Source organism: Bacillus sp. WMMC1349 (assembly GCF_013155385.1).
Classification (GTDB): Bacteria; Bacillota; Bacilli; order Bacillales; family Bacillaceae; genus Bacillus.
The window spans coordinates 157,068-181,855 of sequence record NZ_JABJUQ010000007.1 but is presented as its reverse complement, the minus strand read 5'-3'; the positions used below and the strand labels follow the sequence as shown (position 1 = coordinate 181,855).

The window sequence follows — 24,788 nt, the reverse complement described above, 5'->3', positions numbered from 1 at the left end:
AATTGATGAAGTATAAGGAGTTATATCACCTGTATGTGAGAGAGCACTGAAAATCGAAATGATTATGATTATTATTTATATAGAAGAAATGAGGGATGAAGAGATGCATGGATCATCAAGGTTAACAGCAAAAGATTTCATTTCCATTGGGTTATACAGTATTTTAATTTACATTGTCAATGCAATTGTCAGTATGGTGTTAAGTCCGGCAGTCTTTGTTGCCATGCCACTTATATCTGGCATATGTCTGTTTTTTTCAGCAACCGTTTATTTATTAATGGCCATTCGTGTCGGCAAGCGCGGAACATTATTTTTAATGGCTGTTGTGACCGGCATCATTTATACATTGATGGGTGTAGCACTCATGCTTCCTTTCTTTGCAGCCGCAGGGTTAATCGGCGAAATCACGTTGCTTCCCGGTAATGGAACACAATACAGGCAAATCAAACGGCAAGCCATTGCTTACGCTTCCTATGGAGCATTATTTGGAATGGGTGCCTTTGTTACAATCTATGCACTCGGATCAAGTTATTTTGAAAAAGTAAACTATCCACAAACATTAATAGAAAGAACCATTGAGTTTGCTTATTCACCATCTTGGATGATTTCAGGATTGGTTTTCTCATTTGTGTTTGCTTGGCTAGGTTCTATTTTTTCTACTCGGCTGCTTCAAAAACATTTTGTAAAAGCCGGCTATATAACACATCAATAAAAACTAGGAGATGACCATGTTATTTGATGTTCGTTTACAATTTCTTATGCTTCTTTCTTGCAGTGGCGTGATCCTATTTACTTCCGTAAAAGCAACGATTTTCCTAGCGGGGATTGCTCTTTTATTTTTAGGCTGTCAGAAACTGTGGAAACCATTATTCTATTGGATGATCATTTATACAAGTCTATTACTTGCTTACAGTTTAGCAAATCAGTATCTCAAGATATCCTCTTTTGGATATATCAGCATCATTTTATTTATTATTTTACGTATCTCACCGACCCTTATCATTGCCTCTTCTTTAGCAAAGGTGCCATCTGGAAAACTGCTCGCAAGCTTACAAAGAATGCGAATTCCTGACAGTCTTTTGTTGACATTGACTGTTGCATTACGTTTTTTTCCTGTTTTAAAAATGGAGGCGAACATCATTAATGAAAATGCTGTCGTTAGAAGGGTGTCATACAAACAATTGGTTAATTGGCTTAGGGTCACTCGATTGTTTGAATACAATATTGTCCCACTCCTTATGCGTACCATAAAGTTAGCAGATGATCTAAGTTCATCTGCTGCCACGCGTGGGATAGATGCACCATTTAAAAAGACCACTATCTATACCATTCGCTTTTCTGCTAGCGATAGTATTGGTTTTATTTTATTAACTTTCAGTCTAATGACGCCATTTATATAAAGCTTAGAAAGGGAATATCTTTATGATTACTTTGAGAAATGTTTGTTTTCAATATAATGAAACACACCCTTTACTTCAACATATTAATTTAAAGATTGAAGAAGGGGAGTTTGTTGTTCTTACTGGTCCTTCAGGCTCTGGTAAAACAACATTAAGCCGGATTATAAATGGGTTAATTCCGTATTTTTACGAAGGAACTCTCTCAGGTGATGTAAATATTAAAAATCAAGACTTGAAAGATATGCCCATTTGGCAGATTAGCCAATCAATTGGCAGTGTATTTCAAGATCCAAAAGCACAGTTTTTCACATCTGTTGTTAAAGATGAACTGGCTTTTGAATTAGAGAATTACGGGTTGGATCGTTCTTTCATTCACCATCGGCTTGATGAGGTTTGCAAGCAGATGAACATCTTACATATGAAGGACGCCTTACTTCATACCCTTTCCAGCGGGCAAAAACAGAATGTAGCAATTGCTGCTGCAACCATGATGGAACCGGATATATATGTGATGGATGAACCGTCTGCGAATCTGGATATTAATGCAACTGATACGTTAAAAAACCAGCTGATACATTTAAAAAATCGCGGAAAAACTATTGTTATTGCTGAACACCGTTTATATTATCTGATGGATTTAGCTGATCGCATCATGTATATGAAAAATGGACGTATTGAACAAATATTAAACCCACAAGAGCTGATGCACTTTTCACATGAAAAGTTAAAAAATCTCGGGTTGCGTTCTCCCTCTCTTACCGCGGGATATTCACCAAGGAATGGAGAGCAAAACCTTATCCGTGATACTGCTGTCGACATTCGGAAACTGTTTGTCCGTCATAAACGAAAAAAAATGCCAACGATAAAAGGAATGGATCTTTCCTTAAAACTTGGCGAAGTCTGTGCTTTAATCGGGGAAAATGGTGCAGGAAAAACAACACTTGCTCGAACAATTGCAGGACTTACACAAGAAAAGACAGGAGAAATATATGTTTCTGGGCAAAGAGAAAAAGCGAAGCAACGTTTAAAAAAAGTGTGGTTTGTTATGCAGGATACTGTTTATCAACTGTTTACTGACAGTGTATGGAACGAACTTCTGCTAGGTCATGAACGATCATTAGAAAATAAACAACAGGCTGAACAGCTTCTCAAAATGTTGGAGCTTTGGTCATTGAAAGAACAACATCCTGCTACCTTATCAGGTGGACAAAAACAACGCTTAGTATTAGCGGTAGGTCTTATGCAAAACGCAAATATATTCATCTTAGACGAACCGACTTCAGGACTTGATGGATCTAATTTACAGCGCGTCATTTCAGTCATTCAGAAATTAAAACAGCGCAATTGTCATGTGTTAATTATCACACATGATCATGAATTAGTAGTTGGTGTTTGTCAACGAATCATTAAACTCGAAGACGGAAAAATCTCTCAAAACATTTTAACCGCAACACTTGACTGTGAAGATATAATTCAAATTATGACTAAAAAGGAGGCTCATATATGTCGTCATCAATAGCAATTAGACGCCTTTTAAGTTTAGCAGGGGAAAAGAAAGGTTTACTCATATTTGCCTGTATTTTTTCTTTTTTTAGCACAGTATTAATAGTAGTGCCTTTTGGTTCTGTCTATTTTATCATTCAAGAGTTGTTAAAAAATGCCCATGATGTCTCTGCGATTTCAGGAGAGCGTTTCATTTTATACGGTTGGATTGCTCTTGGTGCTCTCGTTTTAAGTTTCATCTTTCTTTATATTGGTCTCATTTTCTCACACATTGCTGCTTACCAAATTCTTTATCGTTTACGGGTAAGGTTAAGCAAACATCTTTCTACTCTCCCTTTAGGCTATTTTACTAAAGGTTCAAGTGGAGCGATTAAAAAGATATTAGATTCAAATGTTGAAAAGATCGAAAGCTTTACTGCTCACCAAATTCCTGATCTAGTAAGCGCCGTTTTAATGCCTTTGATCATGATCATCACAATGTTTATTCTAGATTGGCGTTTAGCGATTGCTACGATTATTCCAATTTTAATAGGCTATTTTATTCAATTTTCCATTTTCAGCAGTAAGGCAGGCAGAAAAGCAATGAGTGACTATCAACATTCACTTGAAAAAATGAGCGCATCAGGAGTTGAATATGTTCGTGGAATGCCCGCTGTTAAAGTGTTTGGTATAACACTGGATACCTTTTTACATTTTAAATCGACGATTCATAACTTTCGTGATTGGGCAGTTACTTTTACAAAACTATGTCGGCGTCCATATATGATCTATCTCGTTTTACTGACCTCCATTCTTACATTTATTTTACCAGTGGGTGTTTTTATCTTGAGCGGCCAACCAAATAATCAAGCTTTTGCATTGACTTTTCTGCTTTTCTTAACCGTTGCGCCAAGTATTTCCACACCGATGTTCCAGCTTATGTATCTAGGAGGAGAATTACAAAAAATAACGGAGGGTACTCAAAGGATTGATGCGATTCTAAATGAAAAATCAATTGAAGAACCAGTAAATCCAAGGACCGCATCATATTATGATGTACGTTTTGAAAACGTCTCTTTCTCATATCAAGAAAAGGATAGTGATGAATACCAGCTTGCCTTAAAAAACGTCTCATTTACTGCTCCACAAGGAAAAATAACCGCTTTAGTTGGTCCTTCTGGAAGCGGAAAATCTACAATCGCAAGTTTAATACCCCGGTTTTGGGATGTTGAAGATGGGCAAATCTTAATTGGCGGTATTCCTATTCAATCGATGTCAACAAATCGTTTAATGGAAACTGTATCATTTGTATTCCAAGATGTACATTTATTCCAAGATACAATTGAAGAAAATATTCGCATGGGCAATCATAAAGCAACTAAACAAGATTTGATCTCAGCTGCAAAACTAGCTTGCTGCCATGATTTTATTTCATCCCTTCCTGCTGGCTATAACACGAAAATTGGTGAAGGCGGTGTTTTGCTTTCTGGTGGAGAAGCACAGCGTATTACGATTGCTCGTGCAATCTTAAAAAACGCTCCTATTATCATTTTGGATGAGGCAACTGCTTTTGCAGACCCCGAAAATGAGATGAATATTCAAAAAGGACTCAATGCATTGATCCAAAATAAAACAGTAATTACAATTGCTCATCGCTTATCAACGATCCGCCATGCCGACCAAATCTTAGTATTGCATGATGGAGAAATTGTAGAGCAGGGTACCCATCCAGATCTACTCGCTTTAAAAGGACTTTATACAACGATGTGGAATTCTCATCTGAGTTCAAAGGATTGGAAACTTGAAGATGGAAGGGAGACACATTCATCATGATCAGCTATTTTTACAATATTAGCAGTGGAAATCCGAAATCCTTGCTCCCTTCGATTGGAGCAGCTTTACTTGATGGATTAGTCAAAATGTTGCCCGCTATTTTAATAGTAGATGTATTTAATACAATCTTCGAATTTTATACAAAAAAAGTGTCAGCATTAGATATAAATCGATTATGGACGGTGACTGCAATTTTAATCGGCTGGTTGCTCATTCAATATGCCGTTTCCCTATTGTCATATAATTGTAGTTTCGTATCTTCCTATAAAATGTCGGCAGCTGGACGTATTGAACTAGCTGAACACTTGAGAACACTTCCATTAGGTTATATCAATTCTAAAAATCCAGCTGACATTACGAATATGATGATCAATGATTTTGCTGAAGTGGAAAAGGCAATTTCACACAATGTTCCTCAATTCGTTAGCGGGTTGCTATTTCCAATTTTAGCTTTCATCGGCTTAGCTTTTGTAAATTGGAAAATGGCACTTGCAATGTTTATTGCTTTACCAGTTGCTTGTTTAGTACTTTGGGCAACAAATCGTTTTCAGGAGTCTCTCAATAAGAAACAAGTATTTGCAAGAAATAGAGCTGGAAGTATGCTGCAGGAATATATTAGCGGAATTCGTGAAATTAAAGCACACCAATTAGGTGGTGAGCGGTTTCAGAGGTTGCGGGAAGCATTTGACGACTTAATGCGGGAATCCATACGACTGGAGACATTAATCGGTCCAATCATGATGATAGCGATTATTCTAATCAGATCTGGCATGACTTTCATGATCTTTACAGGAACCTATCTAATCATTGACGGCCAATTAACCTTACCCATTTTTCTAATGTTTTTATTAGTTGGTTTAAGAGTGTTTGAACCAATGACTGTTACTCTAATAAATTATGCAGAAATTCGTTATGGTTCCTTTAGTGCCAAACGAATCATGGAATTGCGCAAAGAAAAACCCCAAAAGGGGAAAGATACTATTAAAAAACTTGACAATATTAGCTTTGAAAACGTTACTTTTTCTTATAAACCTGACCAACCGGTCATCAAAAATGTTTCGTTTAATATCCCAGCTAAACAAATCACCGCTTTAGTTGGTCCTTCTGGAAGCGGGAAAAGTACCATTACCAAATTGATTGCACGTTTTTGGGACGTAGATTCTGGTGTTATTCGCACAGGAAACAAAGCACTAGTTGATGTTAACCCTGAAAACTTGCTATCTCATATTTCCATGGTTTTTCAAGAAGTATACCTGTTTAAAGATACGATCTATAACAATATTAAAGTAGGGAAACCACATGCTAGCCGTGAAGAAATTATTGAAGCTGCTAAAAAAGCAAATTGTCATGAATTTATTACAGCACTTCCACACGGCTACGATACTTTAGTTGGGGAAGGCGGCTCTACATTATCAGGAGGAGAAAAACAACGCCTTTCAATTGCTAGAGCATTATTAAAGGATGCCGATATAATTCTTCTTGATGAAGCAACTGCTTCTCTAGACCCTGAAAATGAAGCGACTGTTCAGAACGCATTAAATCGGCTGATCGAAAACAAAACCGTCGTTATGATTGCACATCGTTTACACACCATTCGAAATGCGCATCAAATCATTGTAATCGATAATGGGAGTATCCTTGAAAAAGGGACTCATGGAGCACTGTTAGCGCAAAAGGGGCTTTATGCTAAGCTTTGGCACCTACAAAATAAAGCTAGTGATTGGCAATTGAAATAACCTAAAAAGAGGGTGTCCTGAAAGTAGTGTGAATGAATAAAAATTGGGGAATTTGCTCGCTTTCCGGCGGGCGATCCGCGAGCCTCCTCGTAGCTCTCCTGCGGGGTCTCGCAATTCCCTCTGATTTATGTTGAAAACTCATCACTTGTTCTCCTCGATTTGAACAGAATCTAATTGGACAGCTTCCTGTTCTTTCATACGTGGTACGGCGATATACATGATGATACACGGAAGCAAACAGATTGCTGCGACAATAAACGTAGCAGCCAGACCGAATTTAACAGCAATAACTCCAAAAATGACTCCAGACAAAATTTCTCCCGCAGCCCCCACACCTGAATAGATTGGAAATAATGTTGCTTTATATTGCTCAGGGAAAAATTTATTTAAATAATGATAAACAACCGGTTCTCGTACATCTTCTATAGCTAATAAAATAGAGGTTGATGCAAATCGGTTTAACACCAATGGCTAATAATCCTGCTAGAATCATACCGCTCGTTTCGATGATCGTGAGGACTGTTATTGACTTTCTGTCAATCATTTGCTCCACTTTCATCATGAGCGTTAATAAAATAAACGTGCATAACCCTGCAAACGCCATGACAAGCCCTAATGTTTTCGGACTAAAACCTATCGTCTCTAGATAGGGTTGCCAATAGCGGGCAATTGTATTTATAAGTTAGTGCCGAAAAAAAGCCAGCAATCACGATTAGCATGACCTTTCGTTTATTTAAAAAAAGTGCTAGACTTCGAGTCAATATTCGGAAAAAAGTTTCTTGAGAATCCTGAGATTCAATTTCTTTGACTTCCGGAACTTTTATATAAAACAAACTCCACAAATACCAAAAAGCGTAAACTAAAGCTGTGAGAATAAACGGCATTATCTGATTTGCACTATATAAAAACCCACTGGCAATACTTGAGATCGTTGTGAAAATGATCATCACTTGTGTATTTTTCATCATTTCCTTGCCAAACTGTTCTGTACCCGTTTCCCGGCTCATCCAAGTTTGAAATGAACCTGAAATGAGTGCATCTGAAAGTGCCCATGTAACCATTGCAATGAGACAAAGGATAAAAGTTTCTGAGAGAGGAAACAAAGCCCATGTTAAGGCTGAAAACAACAAAGATCCTGTGATAGACAGCTTGACACCAAACCGATCAGCAAACGTTCCCGAAGGAATTTCAAAAATGAACTTGGCTACTTCAAAAACAGTACCTAGTATACCGATAGTGAGTAAATCAAATCCGCAGGCAGCAAGATACAATATCCAGATAGGTAAAAAAAGACCCATAGCTAAACCGCGAAGGCTTGAAAAAAGATAGAAAACACGCATGACTTGTCTCCTTATAATCATTCATAAATCCTTATTATACCTTAAAAGGAAAAAACTAAGCCCTATTTTAGCACATTGTGGTTACAAATCATATATTAATAGGGAGTTCTACAAGCACCTCACCAGAGTGAGTAGCATTATTTCTAAGTGTCATCCTTCCGTTATGTTGTTTGATCACCTTTTCTGTAAATGTTAATCCTAATCCAAAATGACTATTATTGGTCCGCCCTATATTTTCGGTATAGAAAAGTTCAGTTCCCTTTTTTAGAGCTTCTTCCGAAAAACCGGGTCCTTGATCGATGATAACAAATTGAATATAGTCTTTATCCTGCTTGAAAATCATTTGCACTTTTTCATCCGGTGCCGTTCTTTCTATTCCGTTTAATACAATATTATTTATTGCTCGAATAAGGAGGATTACGTCTATATAAAGGCTAGCCTCTTTATGTGTCCAATCTTCAACAATGATATTATTACCCAAGCTTTTAACTTCGACTTCCAGCTTGCACAAGAAATCGGTTACAGCTACTTCTTCCATATTCGTATTGTCTTGTTTGTTGTCCAGATTGATATCGATAACTTCCTGAATATACCCTTCAATCTGCTGTATAGAATTCATAATGTCGCTAAAGTTTTCCTTCATATCATCGGTTGCCATGACTTCTAAAAGTTCGACATTCCCTTTTATCACAGTCAGCGGAATTTTTAAATCGTGGACCAAATAGCTAATTTGTTCAGATTTTGAGTTAGTCATCTCGATTTCTTTTTGGATCGAATTGATTAGTGCTTCCGAAAGACTCTCCAATGCCCCCATTACATCTTTATACTCATAAAATCGGACTTGCGGAAATGTGATACTTAAATCTCTTTCTTTGATTTTACGGGCAACTTTAATCAGCTTTTGATTTTCTTTCATAATCACTCTGGAGAAGTTTCTAATATTCCAGATTAAATAAACACAATAGATGAAAATTGAAATAGCTGCTATCCAAACGCCAGGGTTAGGGAAAACCTTTCTTAATTCACCATCTGCAAACTGAATATTTAAGTTGTAATAAACTAAGATCGTTTCATATTGACTGTCATATCTTATAAAAGAACTCATTTTATTGTTGTCAGGATGTTGCAAAGCTTCTTTTGCTTTCCTGTTCATTCTTGAATTCATATTACTCTTGACGATTTTGTTTGTATGCTTATTAAAAATGGCATAATCCAGTTCAGGAGGAATGATATCAACATTAATATGATTAGCTTTTTCAACTTTGGTCTTGATTTTTTCCGCTTTTTTTATCGGTGCGTTGGCTGGAAGGAAAAGATGATGATTGATTCCCCATTCCACCAACCCAATATTTAAAATCAGTATGATAAAACCAACAAACCCCAACTTTATTACCCATTTAAGGAAATAAAACGCTAATGTATTCTTCATTCCCATATATATCCTACACCCCAGACTGTATGAATGGGGTTTACGTTAAATTGAGCCATTTTCTTTCTAATCACCCTAATGTGTTCAATAATCGTTGAGATTTGCGAATTGCTTTCAATTGAATAGACAGCCTCATAAATTTGCTCTTTTGAGAAAATTTTCCCTTTATGTAAAGCAAGCAGTTCGCAGATTTTGTACTGTGTCTTTGTAAAACTTACTTCATCCCCTTGGATCACCACTTTTTTTGCTTCTAAATCAATGAGGATATCACCATTAATCATCACGTTTTTCGTCCTTCTTTTCGGTCTAGCCTCCCGCCTTAAATAGGCTTCAATTCGCGCATTCACCTCATGAATGCTAAACGGCTTCACAATATAATCATCACCGCCAATTGATAAGCCTTTAATAATTGAAGCTTCATCACTTTTAGCTGTCATAAAGATAATCGGAATATCAATTAAAGATCTCAGCTTCTGACAAATGTTAAAGCCATCTTCATCAGGCATCATAATATCTAATAGAATGAGATGATATTTATTTAGTTCCTCTATTTTCATATCTTTTATAGTTTGTAGAGTTGACACATCATGTTTTTTTAATTCCAGCATTTTTTTTACCAGCCTTAGAATTGCGGCATCATCATCAACTGCCAAAATTTTCGCCATACTAAATCACCCTTTAACCGTGCGTTTTCCTCCCAGACCACCTATTAATCCAAACAATACTTAGAACAATCATTCCTGTTGTCATCATTAAAAAAGAATAAGTTCCCATGACAAACTCAGCATTACTAAGCAGTTTTTCATCCGTGATTTTTAAATAATACTCGCTAAATCGGTTTGGCCAAGCCCAAGGCAAGAGCCACCAGATTTTATCTCCCAGTTTGGTCAAGCAAAGAGCAGTCATGATTAGTCCACCAAACCCGCATATACTGCACATTCCTATCCCGTACTTATAACCAACGACTTGATAGAAGAAATATTGAAAGATGGAAGTTCCTGAGAAAATTATACCTAATAAATAATAGTGGGTAAAATTAACATCATCAACTCCGGCTAAATATTTTAGAGTCAAGGTGTAGACGAATATTGTTAAAAACAGGGCAGCAGAATAAGAAATGACCATCACACATGTTTGACTGATAAATGCAACGGTTCTGCTCCGAATCAATCCAAGTATATTTTGGAAGTGACCTGCTTCATGTTCAGAATCGGCCACCAACCCACAAATAATCGAAATGATGACCGGTGTGCCGATTCCAATTAACTCGAAAAAAATAAGATTACTCGCTTCAGCACCTATAGATACTTGCCTGAATAAGAAGTACAACACCAAAATGCTAGGTAAAACGACCGGAATACTTAAATGTAATAATAAAAAAATACTGTGTTTTTTTTTATTACATTCACCCAGTAAACATCTATAAAACTGCATGATTATTTCACCTCAAGCTTATTAAACGACCTAACACTAACAAAAGTTAGTATGAAAAAAAGTATGGAACTGAAAACAAGAGCATATGGGATAACCGAAGTGTTCAGGAGCTCATCGTTCTTCGGTAATGGGATACCATTTGAATGTAGTTTTGTTAAAGTCATTTGCACTCTTAAATGCCAGCTGTATGGAAAAAACCACCAATTTTTTTCAGGAGCAAACAATGTACCTAAATTTAAATTCAACATGCTATTTAACAGTAAAATGACAAATAGATTCGTTTTTCTAGAAAGCCACAAACAAAACGGGATCTGCCATAGTGAAGTAATAAACATCAAAATCACCGCTAAAATACAAGAAGAAAGTGAAACCAAGTATGGACTTGTTTTAACTAGCAAACTTGTCAGGATGATAAAAATGATTAACAGAAGAGAACCTAATCCTACTAAAACAGATATAAATAAAATCCTGCTCATTTCTTTTTTTGGTAGATTGATTGGTAAACCCATAATCATCTTAAAATTCGTTGCTCTTTTTTCGAGGTTATTTAAAAGTCCGGTGGATAGGGCTATAAAAACGGATAGCCATAATATTCCCCAATGATTAATGATCGTTTCTGCACTCAGCCTTACGATCTCTGGACCGCCCAGAAAATTAAAACCTAGTGCAAGAAGCGCACATATTAAGGGAATCACCAGCAACAATTTTCTAATCATTGTTCTTTTTGTTTTTATGATTTCTGATTTCAAATAACAGTACATACGGAAAACCTCCTAATAGGCTCTATGCCTTCGGACAATATCTGTAAAAAGGCTTTCTAAGTTAGTATTATCGGATGTATGGTATTTTCCTTCATAACCAAGTATTCCATGACTAATAATACCAATATCATCAGCTACATGTTCAACTTCAGATAACAAATGACTGGACAAAAGAACGGTCATTCCCTGCTTCGGAAATGAAGCAATTAGTTTTCTTAATTCTAGAATCCCAATAGGGTCTAGCCCATTCGTAGGTTCATCCAAGATCAATAGCTTCGGACGATTTAAGATAGCGAGCGCAATACCAAGACGCTGTTTCATTCCCATCGAAAAGTTCATGACTTTTTTACTTCCTGTGTCTGTCAGCCCCACAACTTGAAGAACTTCTTGAATTCGCTCTTTTGGTAATCCAAGAACCGTATTCATCACCTCCAAATTTTCTTCAGCAGTTAAATTCCCGTAAAGCGGTGCATGCTCAATTAAAGAACCGATATGAATTAAATCCTTTCTGGTCCATGGGTTTCCATTAAAAATGACTTCTCCTGCTGTTTGTTTGAGAAGGCCGCATATTATCTTTAGTGTCGTTGACTTTCCCGCCCCATTTGGTCCTAAAAGACCGTAAACCGTGTTCTTCCTTACATTGATTGATACATTGTTTAAAATGGTAGATTTTCTGTATTGCTTAGTTAAAAACTTGGTTTGTAAAATATAATCGTCATTCATAGGCATATCACTCCTTCTTTATAAACAAGTTTAACAATGAAAAATCAAGACTCTATCAATATTTCAATAAAAAAACAGATGATTGATCAATTCATCCTGATCAATCATCTGTTATGATGTTTTTTTAAAAAATTCACGACTTCTGTAAACGCTTTTTGAGCTGAGTTTTCATTATATCTTGAAGAATAGGGATCACTAAATCCATGTAATCCGCTAAACTGGTGGACCATGATATGATGATCTAACCTTGAAATGATGTCATTTACATGAAACGATTGTTCTTCTTCAGGAAAGAATAGCAGTGTTGGACAGGAAGGTTTGATCTCTAGATAATCCCTAATTCTCGAACCATAGTATCCAATAATTCCATTGAGACCTTTTTCCTCACTGCACAACCAAGCCACAGTTGCTCCCACACTAAATCCTACAATATAAATACTTTTATATTTGTCCTGAATGTCGACTAGCAGCCTTTTTATTTTGTCAGCAGCATGAGCAAAACCGATGTTTTTCATAAAATGATCGTAGGCTATTTCCTCTTGAGTATAGTCAAAAGGTGTCTTTCGTTCCAGCAGATTCGGACATATAAGATCAAACCCTTGTTCTGATAACAATCGGCTGACATCGATCATGTGTTGGTTTATTCCATAAATCTCATGAACTAAAAGAATAAGACGATCTGATTGTTTGTTCATATGGATCAATTTTACCCTTTTCTATTATTTATTTGACGTGATCATACCACTAGTTATATTTCAAAAAAGTGTTGTCTCTCAACTTTGCAAACTCTTAATGCGAAATTTTCGTACCATTCCGTTTTACCTCTTTCTTGTGCAACCTGATGAGCTGAGTTTTCCTTCCAACTCTTGATCGCATCTAAAGATCTCCAATATGAAACAGTTATTCCTAATTGATAATCACGAGCACTCTCCAAACCTAGGAATCCAGGCTGCTTAGCAGCTAACTCCACCATTTTATCTGCCATTTTCCCATAGCCATTGTCACCTTCTGTTCTTTGCGAAGCAAAAATGACTGCATAATATGGTGGTTGTGGTGTTTTGGCAATGCTACTCATAATCTGTTCCTCCTTTCGTCATCATATGAAAAAAACATTATCATTCCTACAAAAACTAAGTCCATCAAGTCAGGGTTGTTAAAAAGCTGAACGATAAAATATCAGATTCAATTATTGGCGCCAGCAGGTCTATATGTCCAAAAAAGACAATATTTTCACAGGTTATTAATCAAAAAGGGGGCATCTGTTCGTCAAAAAATAGACTTTGATGTGCAACACAAAAATGTTCTCCGTGCCATAATCTTCTCCCGACTGGGTACGCTATTTCTGAATTCAATTCTTCTGCCTCGCATTTTTGTAATCTATATTCCATATGAACTCATTCCCTTTTTTGTTTTCAAATCAACAATTCTTTACATGAATCATATCAAACCTGATCAAAAAAGGACTTTCTTTTGTAAATAAATAAGCTTTTTGGTTACTGCTCAGAACTCCTCAACTTCTATAAAAAGTGGAGGATGAGAATATATTTTTAAAAATCCATTGTATATATTGTTCATATTGTGTATATTGTATATAAATGGATCATTTAAAGAGGTTTAAAAATGAAAATTATCATTTCGAATCATTCAAAGCAACCTATTTATGAACAAATTTACACTCAGATTAAGGATCATATTCTTGCAAATGAATTGAAACCGGGGCAGCCCCTGCCTTCTATGCGCCAATTAGCCAAGGATATGAATGTAAGCCTGATTACGTCAAAGCGTGCTTATGAAGAACTTGAGAAGAATGGATTCATTTATTCTGTAGTCGGGAAAGGCTCTTTTGTATCCCATCAGAATGAAGAAATAATGAAGGAAGGAAAAATGAAAGCGATTGAAGAACAATTGCTGGCAGCCATAAAAAACAGTAAAGACATTGGCATTGCCCTTACAGAATTAAAAGATTTACTTACCATTTTATATCGGGAGGAAGAATAATGGACAATGTAATTGAACTCCGGCATGTTCATAAGTCATTTGATGGTTTTCATCTGAAAGATTTTTCAATGACGGTAAAAAAAGGTTTTGTCACCGGATTTATAGGTGGCAATGGTGCAGGGAAATCGACAACGATTAAATTGATCATGAATTTATTGCAGCCTGATAACGGAACGATTACGGTATTTGGCTTGAATTACAAGGAGCATGAGAAAGAAATCAAACAACGAATCGGTTTTGTTTTTGATTCCAATGTATTCTATGAACATTTAACATTGACAGAAATGAAAGAAATCGTCAAAAAACCCTATGTAAATTGGAATGATCAAGTATTCAATGATTATGTGAAAACATTTAACTTGCCGCTAACGAAAAAAATCAAAACGTTCTCCAAAGGTATGATGATGAAAGCTTCATTAGCCCTTGCTTTGTCCCATCAAGCGGAATTAATTATTATGGACGAACCTACATCAGGACTAGATCCGATTTTTCGCAGGGAACTGTTAGATATTTTACATCAAATCATGCAAGATGGCGATAAAACGATATTTTTCTCGACTCATATTACAACTGATTTAGATACAATTGCAGATGATATCACGTTCATTCATAAAGGAGAGCATATTTTCACAAAGAACATTTACGAAATTGAAGAAGAGTATGCCATAGTAAAAGGAGGAATGGAGTTATTAGATCATGAGACAGAACAGGAATTTGTAGCGGTTCGAAAATCAACTTATGGATTTGAAGCATTAACTGCAAATAAACGACGAATTGAAGACACTTTCGGGGATATGGCGTTAATTGAAAAACCTACTCTTGAAGATATTATGTTTTATACGAAGAAAGGAGCTAAAGCAGCATGTTCAACTTAATACATAAAGACTTTGTCTTGCAGAAAAAAACGTTGGCGGTTTTGTTTTTGGGGTTATGTGCATATTTAATATTAGATGTTTCCCCCATCTGGGTGGGAATTGCCTTTAGTATCGCTATTTGTATGAATACCTTTACAATAGATGAAAAGTCTTCTGTACACATCCTTCTCAATTCTTTACCTTATACACGGAAAGAGATTGTCAGTTCCAAGTATATCGTCGTTGTTCTCTTTACACTTATGATGGCTGCAGCCATATTTATTGGCAATTTTATCATTCATGGAGAATTCATTTTATGGAAACAAATATTGTTCATGATTACCATTGTGATCGCAGCTGCCTCATTCATGCTACCATTCTGTTATAAATTTAAAAGTAACTATTTGCTTATTGCTTCTATTATGGCATTTGCCTTATACATGCTGACGGTTAATTTTGTTGTTCAAAACTTAAACGATAAAATCAGAGAGTTTATACACATGCTTTTAACTTTACAAAATACTTCGTTGTATCTGATCATCGCCATATCGGTTATCACCCTATATGGATGTTCATGGATTCTGTCAATTCGTATTTATAGAAACAAAGTGTTTTAAATGGGCAGCTGGATTCATCTGGAGTATATCGGACAAAAAACAGCACCGTCTACTCCTTCGTCAGGCTGTCATAGTGAGATACAGCAGAATGACGGAGATGAACGGTGCGAGCTTTGCTTGAAACTTCGGGCAGAAGTTGTATAATCTGCCCATTGAAAGCAAGATGTACGAAAGCAAACGGCAATTGCCCAGTTCACTGGAACACAATCTTCGAAAAAATGAAAACGCAGTCCTTGAATGTGAAGAGAAAACCGCTATCTATGACAAAAGGTGAAGTAAAAAGCGTAGTGTGTTCGGTCATATCAAAGGTTCGTCGACAAATTTGCGGTATTAGTTCACAGCATATTGAAAGCAGCAACCATCTGCCACAAAAGCAGGTGGAGAAATACAACTCATATTTCTTCACTTGCTTTATTTTTTGGACTTATGGGGCAGCCTTTTCTTGTTTGGAAAAACATTTTCTGTCAATCTTCATTATTCAGTTCATGACAGCTCACAACTTAAGCTTCTTCACTCTGTGTGTGACCCCTTATCGAATTTATCCGATTGATCATTTCATTGGGTTCATCAGATCTGAAAAGAATCGTTTTTACATATTTTTTTCTTCTATAAGACCTTTTCATTAAAACGGGTTCTTTTAAAAAGAGTTCATATTGTGGAGAATCAATACTTAACAATGAATCATAAGTGTCTTTAGATATTTTCTCTCCAAATCTAGCTTGTTTAGCGTTTTTGATACTCTCTATATTTTGAATGTTCAATTCAATACTGCTCTGAAATCCTAGACGGATCACGAGCTTATCCTGATTGATCACATGGGGCAAAAATCTTGCAGAATGATATAGTGCCACCATATAGAATAAAGCATAAATATTTAGTACTGTAAAAATCCATGCAGCAATATCACTCCATAAATGAATAACATAATGAAATAACACGCCTTCCAGTACAATTAAAATTGAAAATACGATCACGATAATCTTAATTTGAGAAGTTTTATGATAAGTAAAAACCTCATTTTCCTTTATATTTGGTTTTCTGAACCAAACCAATATAGCGTAATAAAAAACACTCAGTTCCGTTATGACCGCTTCCAATACAAAACCATTTCCTAGTTTTTTCTCAAGTGACATTCTTACGACTCCAAGAAAATGATGGTGCTCATTTGAGTTCATTTTTTTGTAAGAGACAATGCTTTTAACGATACTGCACACAACAAAAATAATCACACTCAGTTCGACTATCGGTAAGAGCCATCCTAATACTTGATTTAAAAAATATTTTTTTGAGAAAGGAATAATCAAATAAGCGGCTCCCAAACATAAGATAAAGGACAAATAAGCGAATAACTTCGGCATAGACCTAGGTCTTATGAATAAAAAATAAATACTCACCGGGCATAAAGTGATTAATACCAATGTTAATATAACAACGACTGATTGACTAATCGTATTTAAACGCAAAATAAAGGAACTTCCCGTCATTATGACTAAAAGTATGATAAATAAACTTGATATCTGTAACTTTCTAATACTCACCCGACATACTCCTTACACATCATTTCATCCATGGAATCTTTTCATGGCATCGCCAATAAAATCTTGAACTCCTTTTGACATAAACGAAAAATGGTATAATGAATCTTCTTCAATCTCTAGTTTTTCTATTTCTTCTTGATACTTCGGTTCTATTATTTTGTTTATACACTCTACTAATTGTTTTATGATATTCTGAACTTCTGCAGCATACGAAGAGTATCCATTTTTGTATAAACTTTGTAATTTATTGATATTTGTGAGTAGATCACGTTCAATCGCTATTCTTTCCTCTTTAGGTATATGCTGCATAAATGCTTGCTCAACAATAGATTTACAAACTTGATTTGATAGCCAATCTTCTTGGTTTTTTTCGTTTTGAATTGAGTGAATGATGGCTAATAGCAAATCGCTCTCCACCTCTTCATTTTTAATCATTTGTTCTACTCTCGAAATTGTACAAATGACATGGTCAATTTCATCTCTTTGTTTCTTGAGTAACTCCTTTTGTTTATCTAACGTATCATGTACACTATTTGTCGTGATTTTAGAGTTATATTCGATGATCTCCTTCAGAGAAAACCCTAAATATTTGAGTGTTAAAATTTTTTGCATTTTAAAAATGTCTTCACAGCTATACAGACGATGCCCCTTATCATTAAAGTTAGTTGGAACTAGTACTCCTTTCTGATCATAGTAATGGAGTGTTCGTTCTGTGACACCAGTCAATCTTGCAAAGGTTTTTACTGTATACAGTTTTTCATTCACCCTAGTCAACTCCCTTTTCTTATTAAATATTACATGGTGACGTTACGTCATAGTCAACTGATATAGGTCACAAAAATTACCTATTCACAATTCATCTATCCCTTTACAACAATTTTATGTACTTAAGCTCCTCTTTTTTCTTTAATATAAATGTGCTTAGCATTAATCTCGGTGACCCGGCCTTGTTTATAAAGAGCCAACTTGAGTTTTAAATTCCTGTCCCACTTCCTTCTTTAACACACATAACGACTTTAAAATGTTCGTTTTCTTCGGAATCAAAAACACCCCTTTAGACAATTTATCTAAAGGGGTAAAATTTAATTTACAGCTGTACTGTTCTCCATGTTTACTTCTTTTCATCAGGTCTTGAGCAAGGTTTGTCCAACAAGGATTCTCGACAACTGGTATGTCTTTTTTAGATGATCGCTTGCAGTTTCATTATGTTTCACAAACATAAACGGGTTTGGAGTAATAGCGCAACAAGTTTCTTCTGCTATCGAGCAACCCATTCCATCCTTCCAGTTCCGTCTCAATATTTTGAAGCATCGAAAGAGGGATTTGCAGATTCAAGATTCGGCCTTGAATTTCAAAGCGCGTTACCCCTGCCGGCATAACTTTGCCTTGAAGTACGACCTCTTCAATCTCCTGCAAGGTATAAGTCGGATAAGAAATACGCAACATGTTTGGCTCAAGTTTGATCTCGATCTCCGCAGGTACCCGGGTGACACGGTATTGATGCTGGTACACATCGACAAGTTGATGCCAGGCATCAAGTTGGCCTTCTGTCGAAAGCGGATAGACATAGTATGTGACATCACCCTTCCGAACTTTTGCGAGAGCATATTCTTTCAGTGGAACGGTTTCCACTCGAAATGCTTGTTGATTGTTCTCCAGATACGTCATCAACTCTCCATTCGGTACGACATGATCCCAATTTCCAATCATCACATCTTCCACATCAACGATTTGGAGAGGGATTTGGCTACATCCTAGCGCTTGCAAGGAACAGGTCCGATGGGCGCCATCGATGATCAAGTACTGCCCGTTTTTCATTTCTACTGCAACCGGCGGGTGACGTAAAACCCCCTCCGTTTGGATGGACCGTTTCGTTTTTTCAAGTCGGGACGGTTCATGCGCTTCATGCAAAACGATTAACGTACGATCTACCATTTTTAGATTAGAGAGAACATCAATCAAGTTCCTCACTCCCAGATATTGTTTATCCTCTGACAGAAGATACTAGTCAGCCAACTCGGTTCCGACACCGCTTTCTAATGCTTTTCGGTAATAGTACGTCGAAATCGCCACATCAAAGATTGCCATGCCCATCGGGTTAAAGAGGATCGGCTTGTTGCTTGGAAATGCTTTCATTTGATCTTCGCACACGACCTCGGTAATTGACTTCGTGTCGCTTTTTTGCAGACCGCGTTGCAGGTGCATCAATTCAATATCGGTGTTCTCACGACAAACTTCTTCCCAGTCATCCACGATAATCGATTGTGTGTAATCCAAAATGTTCGGCTTGAAATCGCGCAAGGAAACGTTGAGCAGTAACGAGCGCTCTTTCGGCTTTTGATCGATATACCCGCTCGGAGACACAGTGCAGGTGATGAATACGTCCGCTTGCCTATATGCTTCTTCCCAGCTCTCCACGACTTCCGTACGATCCTTAATATCCTCCGAGATCAGGTCTGTCTTGATCCCAGCAATGTCGTACAGCAGGACTTTGGAAATGCGGTCTCCCAAAAGGGCGGTCACCATTTGCAAATGCAACTGCCCGATCGGTCCAAAACCGATAATGCCAACAGTCACGTCTTTCAGCGGATACAATTCATCATATTTTTCGATGATCAATCCGGTGACGGAAGCGGTGCGAATCCCGCTCATCAAGGCTGTATTTAGAACAGCCAGGGGCTTGCCTGTATTCGCATTGTTTAAGATGGTCACCGAGTGAGCGCGTTGGATCCCATGCTGGATGTTTTCCGGAAAGCTTGCGATCCATTTAATTCCAGCCATGTTAACATCTCCACCTACAAAAGCAGGCATTGCGATGATCCGATTGCCAGGAGCGCGAAAACGTAGGTACGGCTTGATCGGCTGTGCGACATCTTGTTGATGCAAAGTAGTAACAGCTTGTCTAATCGTCTCAATCGTCTCGTCCCATTCAATCCCAATCTTCTTGATGTTGTCAGTGTTTAAATATCTCATGTTATTCCCTCCAGATTGTTCGTTGGATGTTTGACAGTTAGGCCATGATATGCTGTTCGCGCATTGTGTTGACCCAATTTCGGTTGTACACGGTGTTCACATACGGTGTTCCCCCGTCTGCGCAGATGAACAGGACATTCGGCTTTTTAGCAAACATTTTCTTTTGAAAATAGTTCTGAATCCCAGCAAATACGCTACCGGAAGAGCCGCCTACGAACAGCGCGTGTTTCTTCAACATCTGGTGACACCCGTCAACGGCGTCCAATTCTGAGATGTGTAGCACTTCATCAATTTGTGCCTCTTTCAAGTTGGGTGGCACCAAACTGGCACCGATCCCTGGAATAAACCGTTTGCGCGGCTTGTCTCCGAAAATTACAGACCCTTCGGTATCAACCGCAACCACTTTGATGTTCGGGAATTTTTCTTTGAGCCGTTTGGAAACACCGGCGATCGTGCCGCAAGAACTGACTCCGAGGAACACATAGTCGAGTTCATCAAAACTTCTGGCAATCTCATCTCCGAGACCATAATAATGCCCCATCACCGCATCTGGGTTGCCGTATTGGTTGGTCCAGAACGTATCAGGTATTGTCTCTAGCATGCCTTGCACACGTTGCAGCCTTGTAAGAAGGAACCCGTTCGTTTCATCACGTTCAATCACTTTTTCCACATGATCCGTTAAAGACAGCAGAACCTTTTCATAGATCGAATTTATATTCGGATCGACGACCGGGACGAACTTAATGCCCAGCCGCTGGCACAGGATGCTAAGTGCGATCGCAAAATTCCCAGAGGACGATTCGATTACGGTAGAATGCTCATGAATTTCTCCTTGTTTGATCGCCGACTCCAGAATGTAGAACGCTGGCCTTACCTTCACACTTCCCGACAAATTTTGATATTCCAACTTGGTAAAGAGATTGACCTGATCATGCTCCAACGACACTAATTGGGTATTTCCAATCAGATGCTTCAAGGATTGAAGTTTTTCCAGCATTCGATTTCCCTTCTTTCGCGTTTTTACCGCTTTCAAAATGTTGCGGTAATGTTAAAGTTCGAATGTTCGGCTAACGATTGTCAACAGGTCGAAAAACATCTTTGGCATGAACGGCTCCGTTCTCGGCTAAATGTTTACCCTGGGAGGTTCGGCAAACCGTCCATCACAGCGGACACGATCACTTTGATCTTGCCCATCAACTAGGATGGTCACTTCGAGCGTCAATGTGCTGTCAGGGGTTGCAAAGTATTCAATCCACATACCCCATTTTCCAACGGAATGGACAACGTACGAACAGATCCTTCTTCCCATGCATCTTGTGGCTAAAATTCGAGGCGGTATTTTCGTGACGACTCCCTTGTCTTTGGGCAATCTTAGGGGGCATAAGGCATGAATGACCGCCAACAATTCCTCGTCACGTCAGTAAGTTAGGCAATACTTTCCGTTTTCATATCAAGCCGTTGCCAGAATTTCTTCGGAAAATATCCAGAAAGTCCAACAATCGCAAATCATTTTCCCGATTTATAACGACCTCCGTTCTTAATAAAATCTGAGGATCATTGTGAGTTGAATAACGGCCATTTAGTTTCTGCATCAGCAACCCTACGAGAGAGATTAATTGACATTGTCCTGCCTACAAAAACCCTATTTTTAGTGATCAAATGCTTTAGGGTTAAACATATCGAACAATCTTTTTCAAGAAAGTCACAAATCTTACAAATTTGCCGAATACCCTTGTGATTGTTCTCATAGACCTGACAATGATTATAGAATAGACAATGCCATTTCACCATGGTTGTAACCTTCATCATGACTAGAAAGAGCCTTTGCAAGTCGCTCTCTTTCTCGTTAATTTCTCGACAAATTCTGCGTTACCAGAAATGCGACTTGTTTTCTATGTATTAGTTTGGTAAAGAACCTATTTTTATTCTATTCTATCAAATAATCCCAAACCATAGTAACAAAATAGTAACACATCTTCATAAGGCTGTAAATGAACCTTTAGAATAATTCGAAAGTTCAAAAATATGACAAAAGTTCTACTTTCAATAAAGCTGGCTAAACACCGAACTGAACCTGATTGTACACAAACTCAAATGAAAAGTTCTTTTTTCTTCGAGCGATAAGTCCATCCATAAGGGAACCTTCATATTACTGGAAAACAACAACAGTGTTTAAGAAAATTGGAAAGCTTGATTTACACCATCCGCCAACAATGATGGATTCTCATATCTATTTGAATTTTAGACAAAAAAAGAACACCTTTGACGGTCACATCAAAGTGTTCCTTACTGATGGGTGCAACCCCCTGCAAACTGGAAGGTACATTGCATAGCTCCTTATTCCCAAAATGCAGTGAGCGATTGTAAATACCAAAACAACTAAAATGAATCCTAAACCAAGATCAAACCAGTGCATATATTAATGATTAGATCCTGCAAGTTTTATGATATTAAATACGATAGGCCATTTTTCTAAAATATTCGTAAATCCTAAATAGAAGAGCACTGGCAATGCCAAGAACTGTAACAATAGCGAAGCTCTTCCTCCACTTAAAATATTTTTCTTCACAATAACAAAATCTGGATTAAGGTACTAACCCAGCAAGGATGCCAACCAAAAAACTTCTATATACATTGTGAGATACACCCCATCACTTTTTATTATTTACGATATAGTTTAATAGGTCGTCCCCTCGCCATAACGTATTCAGCTGATTATTCCCTAACCTATTACCTACAACTTTCATCATCATATCATGACGAATATATGATTTTGCAAGAAGTACTAGTATCTTATCCGTGCTTTGAATTGCCTGTGGTGTTTGACCATTTATAAAACCAGCAATTCATACTTCTTGGTTATCCTGAATAACAACAGTCAGTCTTTGGCCGATACGTTTTTCTTCAATATAAATCTTTATTTTATAATCGTTGGTTAATCCCTTTGATTGCACCAAAATGCATTCCTTCGTGATAGAGACAAAAGCTTAAACATTCAGCAATACTGCTAATCTGCAATCCTGTAGAAGAATGATATATTTCCTGCAATGGTTGTGCTAGTCTTTCCGATAAATTTGCTTTCATTCTTTCCTGTTGTTCATTTAATAAGGCGATTAGCTCTTCGATTGTTGGTGTTTCGATAGCCCAATCTTTTGGAGATGTGCCTGAATTAAAAAGCTCAGGGAAGTGATTAGGGACAACTGCTTTTTCACCCGTAAGTTGAAAAGCAAATTTTTCCATCACCATGTAGATATGGCCTATATTCCATTTTATATTATTGTTCAATCCATCAGGGATTATTTCCAATTGCTTTTCATTTATCCCTTTTACATATTCTATTGTAGCTTTCCGGACAAATTTTAACTGTTGAAATAAATAATGACCCATTTATCATTCATCCTTTCTATTTACTAATATCTCTATTGCAATGCTGTTTTACTTTTAATTGATATAGTTTGCTCCTTCATTAATGTCGTTAGGACTACCCCAAGTCCTAATAGAGCGGCTCCTAACCAAAATACAGGTGTATAGTTACCAGCCATTGTTCGAAGGTAGCCACCAAGAAATACTCCTAAAGCTGCAAACACTTGATGGATTAACCAACTAAATCCAAGAATGCTTCCCATTGCGTTTTTCCCAAATTTATCACCGATGATTCCTGTTACAAGCGGAATGATTGGCATAGAGGAAATGCCATAAACAACAGCAAACACATATAGCTGCCAAATACCTGGTGATATCGCAAGCCACATAAAAGCAAGCAACCTTACCATGTACAAAATAATCAGTAATTGCTTTTTCCCCATTACACGTGTCAATTGCCCAGTAATCCACATCGAAATCGCACTTCCGCAGGCAGCAATACCTAATAATTGACCACCAAGTGATTTCCCTCCTCCTAGATCAACTGCAAAATTTGGAAGATGCATGGTCACTAGGTATAAAGTAAAACCACATGTAGCGAATCCTAGCGTTGCAATCCAAAACTCCCGATTTTTTAGTGCTTTTGACAAAGAAACACTTTTTGTTTTTGTAATTGATTCTACCGTATCCCCATCTGCCATTTGATCAATATCTGTAGGATTATTTTTTACGACAATTAACACGCATGGAACCACCATAACAAGCATAATGAAGCCTAAAACGACAAATGCCATCCGAAAACTAGAGCTAGCAATTAAGAAACCAGTTAAAGGAAGCAAGATAAGCTGACCAATATTCATTCCCATAGAGCTTCTAGAAAGCATTTTAGCTCGTTTCTTCACATACCACCGTGATACAAGTACCGAATTCGCCATGGAACCACACCCAGCAAAACCAATAGCAGTAAGCACACCATAGTAAAGAAAGAACTGCCATAATTGCGTGATTGTTGCCGAAAGGATAAAGGCACTCCCCATTAATGTAGCACTACCTGCAATGACAGATTTTGGACCAAACCGATCAATCATTTTTCCCGCAACTGGCTGGAAAATCCCCCAAGTAACCATATTCAATGATACTGCTAAACTCAGAATGGTTAAATCCCACCCATATGTATCATTTAGCGGAGCGAAAAACTGTCCTGCTGTTAAATTCAATCCAAACGCACCCATCAACGTCAAAAAAGTTACCATTACTATTTTGGGACCTAAAAAAGTTTTTAACATAAAATACCCCTCCTATTTTTA

The 24,788-nt window shown here is 37.3% G+C and carries 24 protein-coding genes; 8 read left to right on the top strand and 16 right to left on the bottom strand.

The window, feature by feature from the left end:
• The first annotated feature begins 58 nt into the window (after positions 1 to 58).
• The 5 genes from HOO54_RS03470 to HOO54_RS03450 are packed head-to-tail and all read left to right on the top strand — an operon-like array spanning position 59 to position 6,451.
• Positions 59 to 712, top strand: coding sequence for an MptD family putative ECF transporter S component (locus HOO54_RS03470; protein ID WP_253907600.1), 654 nt, complete (start codon positions 59 to 61; stop codon positions 710 to 712).
• Between the two features lie 16 nt (positions 713 to 728).
• Positions 729 to 1,400, top strand: a complete 672-nt coding sequence (locus HOO54_RS03465; protein WP_172292604.1) for an energy-coupling factor transporter transmembrane component T family protein — start codon at positions 729 to 731, stop codon at positions 1,398 to 1,400.
• A gap of 22 nt (positions 1,401 to 1,422) precedes the next feature.
• Positions 1,423 to 2,919 carry an ABC transporter ATP-binding protein gene (locus HOO54_RS03460; RefSeq protein WP_172292602.1) on the top strand — a complete coding sequence of 499 codons (1,497 nt, stop codon included), beginning with the start codon at positions 1,423 to 1,425 and terminating at the stop codon, positions 2,917 to 2,919.
• The gene (locus tag HOO54_RS03455; RefSeq protein WP_172292600.1) at positions 2,904 to 4,715 is read left to right on the top strand and encodes an ABC transporter ATP-binding protein; all 1,812 of its coding nucleotides are present in this window, start codon (positions 2,904 to 2,906) and stop codon (positions 4,713 to 4,715) included. Before HOO54_RS03460 ends, HOO54_RS03455 begins: the two co-directional genes overlap by 16 nt.
• Complete coding sequence (locus tag HOO54_RS03450) at positions 4,712 to 6,451, top strand: ABC transporter ATP-binding protein (RefSeq protein WP_172292598.1); 1,740 nt, start codon at positions 4,712 to 4,714, stop codon at positions 6,449 to 6,451. Before HOO54_RS03455 ends, HOO54_RS03450 begins: the two co-directional genes overlap by 4 nt.
• Positions 6,452 to 6,592: 141 nt before the next feature.
• On the opposite strand, the gene HOO54_RS24050 is transcribed toward HOO54_RS03450, so the two are convergent.
• From HOO54_RS24050 to HOO54_RS03410, 9 genes are all read right to left on the bottom strand, one after another.
• Complete coding sequence (locus tag HOO54_RS24050; protein WP_253907599.1) at positions 6,593 to 6,919, bottom strand: hypothetical protein; 327 nt, start codon at positions 6,917 to 6,919, stop codon at positions 6,593 to 6,595.
• A gap of 158 nt (positions 6,920 to 7,077) precedes the next feature.
• Positions 7,078 to 7,791 (bottom strand): MFS transporter, encoded by a 714-nt coding sequence (locus tag HOO54_RS24045; RefSeq protein ID WP_253907598.1) that lies wholly within the window; start codon positions 7,789 to 7,791, stop codon positions 7,078 to 7,080.
• Positions 7,792 to 7,879: 88 nt separating this feature from the next.
• A complete protein-coding gene (locus tag HOO54_RS03440; RefSeq protein WP_172292596.1) occupies positions 7,880 to 9,220 on the bottom strand; it encodes a sensor histidine kinase in 1,341 nt (446 codons plus the stop codon).
• Positions 9,217 to 9,885 carry a response regulator transcription factor gene (locus HOO54_RS03435; RefSeq protein ID WP_172292594.1) on the bottom strand — a complete coding sequence of 223 codons (669 nt, stop codon included), beginning with the start codon at positions 9,883 to 9,885 and terminating at the stop codon, positions 9,217 to 9,219. Before HOO54_RS03435 ends, HOO54_RS03440 begins: the two co-directional genes overlap by 4 nt.
• 13 nt (positions 9,886 to 9,898) lie before the next feature.
• Positions 9,899 to 10,654, bottom strand: a complete 756-nt coding sequence (locus tag HOO54_RS03430; RefSeq protein ID WP_172292592.1) for a lantibiotic immunity ABC transporter MutG family permease subunit — start codon at positions 10,652 to 10,654, stop codon at positions 9,899 to 9,901.
• Between the two features lie 2 nt (positions 10,655 to 10,656).
• Positions 10,657 to 11,415 carry a lantibiotic immunity ABC transporter MutE/EpiE family permease subunit gene (locus tag HOO54_RS03425; RefSeq protein ID WP_172292590.1) on the bottom strand — a complete coding sequence of 253 codons (759 nt, stop codon included), beginning with the start codon at positions 11,413 to 11,415 and terminating at the stop codon, positions 10,657 to 10,659.
• A 12-nt stretch (positions 11,416 to 11,427) separates the two neighbouring features.
• The gene (locus HOO54_RS03420; protein ID WP_172292588.1) at positions 11,428 to 12,138 is read right to left on the bottom strand and encodes a lantibiotic protection ABC transporter ATP-binding protein; all 711 of its coding nucleotides are present in this window, start codon (positions 12,136 to 12,138) and stop codon (positions 11,428 to 11,430) included.
• A gap of 104 nt (positions 12,139 to 12,242) precedes the next feature.
• On the bottom strand, positions 12,243 to 12,842 hold the full coding sequence (locus HOO54_RS03415) for a dienelactone hydrolase family protein (RefSeq protein ID WP_172292586.1): 600 nt from the start codon (positions 12,840 to 12,842) through the stop codon (positions 12,243 to 12,245).
• A 44-nt stretch (positions 12,843 to 12,886) separates the two neighbouring features.
• Positions 12,887 to 13,213, bottom strand: coding sequence for an antibiotic biosynthesis monooxygenase family protein (locus HOO54_RS03410; protein ID WP_172292584.1), 327 nt, complete (start codon positions 13,211 to 13,213; stop codon positions 12,887 to 12,889).
• A 545-nt stretch (positions 13,214 to 13,758) separates the two neighbouring features.
• On the opposite strand from HOO54_RS03410, the gene HOO54_RS03405 reads away from it, so the two are divergent.
• The 3 genes from HOO54_RS03405 to HOO54_RS03395 are packed head-to-tail and all read left to right on the top strand — an operon-like array spanning position 13,759 to position 15,607.
• The gene (locus tag HOO54_RS03405) at positions 13,759 to 14,136 is read left to right on the top strand and encodes a GntR family transcriptional regulator (RefSeq protein WP_172292582.1); all 378 of its coding nucleotides are present in this window, start codon (positions 13,759 to 13,761) and stop codon (positions 14,134 to 14,136) included.
• Positions 14,136 to 15,011, top strand: a complete 876-nt coding sequence (locus tag HOO54_RS03400; protein ID WP_172292580.1) for an ABC transporter ATP-binding protein — start codon at positions 14,136 to 14,138, stop codon at positions 15,009 to 15,011. Before HOO54_RS03405 ends, HOO54_RS03400 begins: the two co-directional genes overlap by 1 nt.
• Positions 14,999 to 15,607, top strand: coding sequence for an ABC-2 transporter permease (locus tag HOO54_RS03395; protein WP_172292578.1), 609 nt, complete (start codon positions 14,999 to 15,001; stop codon positions 15,605 to 15,607). Before HOO54_RS03400 ends, HOO54_RS03395 begins: the two co-directional genes overlap by 13 nt.
• A 500-nt stretch (positions 15,608 to 16,107) precedes the next feature.
• Here HOO54_RS03395 and HOO54_RS03390 read toward each other — a convergent pair whose 3' ends face one another.
• The 7 genes from HOO54_RS03390 to HOO54_RS03360 form a co-directional block, all read right to left on the bottom strand.
• Positions 16,108 to 17,145 carry a hypothetical protein gene (locus HOO54_RS03390; RefSeq protein ID WP_309244856.1) on the bottom strand — a complete coding sequence of 346 codons (1,038 nt, stop codon included), beginning with the start codon at positions 17,143 to 17,145 and terminating at the stop codon, positions 16,108 to 16,110.
• Between the two features lie 24 nt (positions 17,146 to 17,169).
• Entirely contained in the window at positions 17,170 to 17,910 is a 741-nt protein-coding gene (locus HOO54_RS03385; protein ID WP_172292576.1) for a MerR family transcriptional regulator, read from the bottom strand.
• 438 nt (positions 17,911 to 18,348) lie between these two features.
• The gene (locus tag HOO54_RS03380; RefSeq protein WP_172292574.1) at positions 18,349 to 19,107 is read right to left on the bottom strand and encodes a ParB N-terminal domain-containing protein; all 759 of its coding nucleotides are present in this window, start codon (positions 19,105 to 19,107) and stop codon (positions 18,349 to 18,351) included.
• A 42-nt stretch (positions 19,108 to 19,149) separates the two neighbouring features.
• On the bottom strand, positions 19,150 to 20,118 hold the full coding sequence (gene sbnB, locus HOO54_RS03375; RefSeq protein WP_172292572.1) for a 2,3-diaminopropionate biosynthesis protein SbnB: 969 nt from the start codon (positions 20,116 to 20,118) through the stop codon (positions 19,150 to 19,152).
• 37 nt (positions 20,119 to 20,155) lie between these two features.
• A complete protein-coding gene (sbnA, locus tag HOO54_RS03370; protein WP_172292570.1) occupies positions 20,156 to 21,115 on the bottom strand; it encodes a 2,3-diaminopropionate biosynthesis protein SbnA in 960 nt (319 codons plus the stop codon).
• A 1,925-nt stretch (positions 21,116 to 23,040) separates the two neighbouring features.
• Complete coding sequence (locus tag HOO54_RS03365; protein ID WP_172292568.1) at positions 23,041 to 23,505, bottom strand: DinB family protein; 465 nt, start codon at positions 23,503 to 23,505, stop codon at positions 23,041 to 23,043.
• Between the two features lie 32 nt (positions 23,506 to 23,537).
• A complete protein-coding gene (locus HOO54_RS03360) occupies positions 23,538 to 24,767 on the bottom strand; it encodes an MFS transporter (protein ID WP_172292565.1) in 1,230 nt (409 codons plus the stop codon).
• Positions 24,768 to 24,788: the final 21 nt, after the last annotated feature.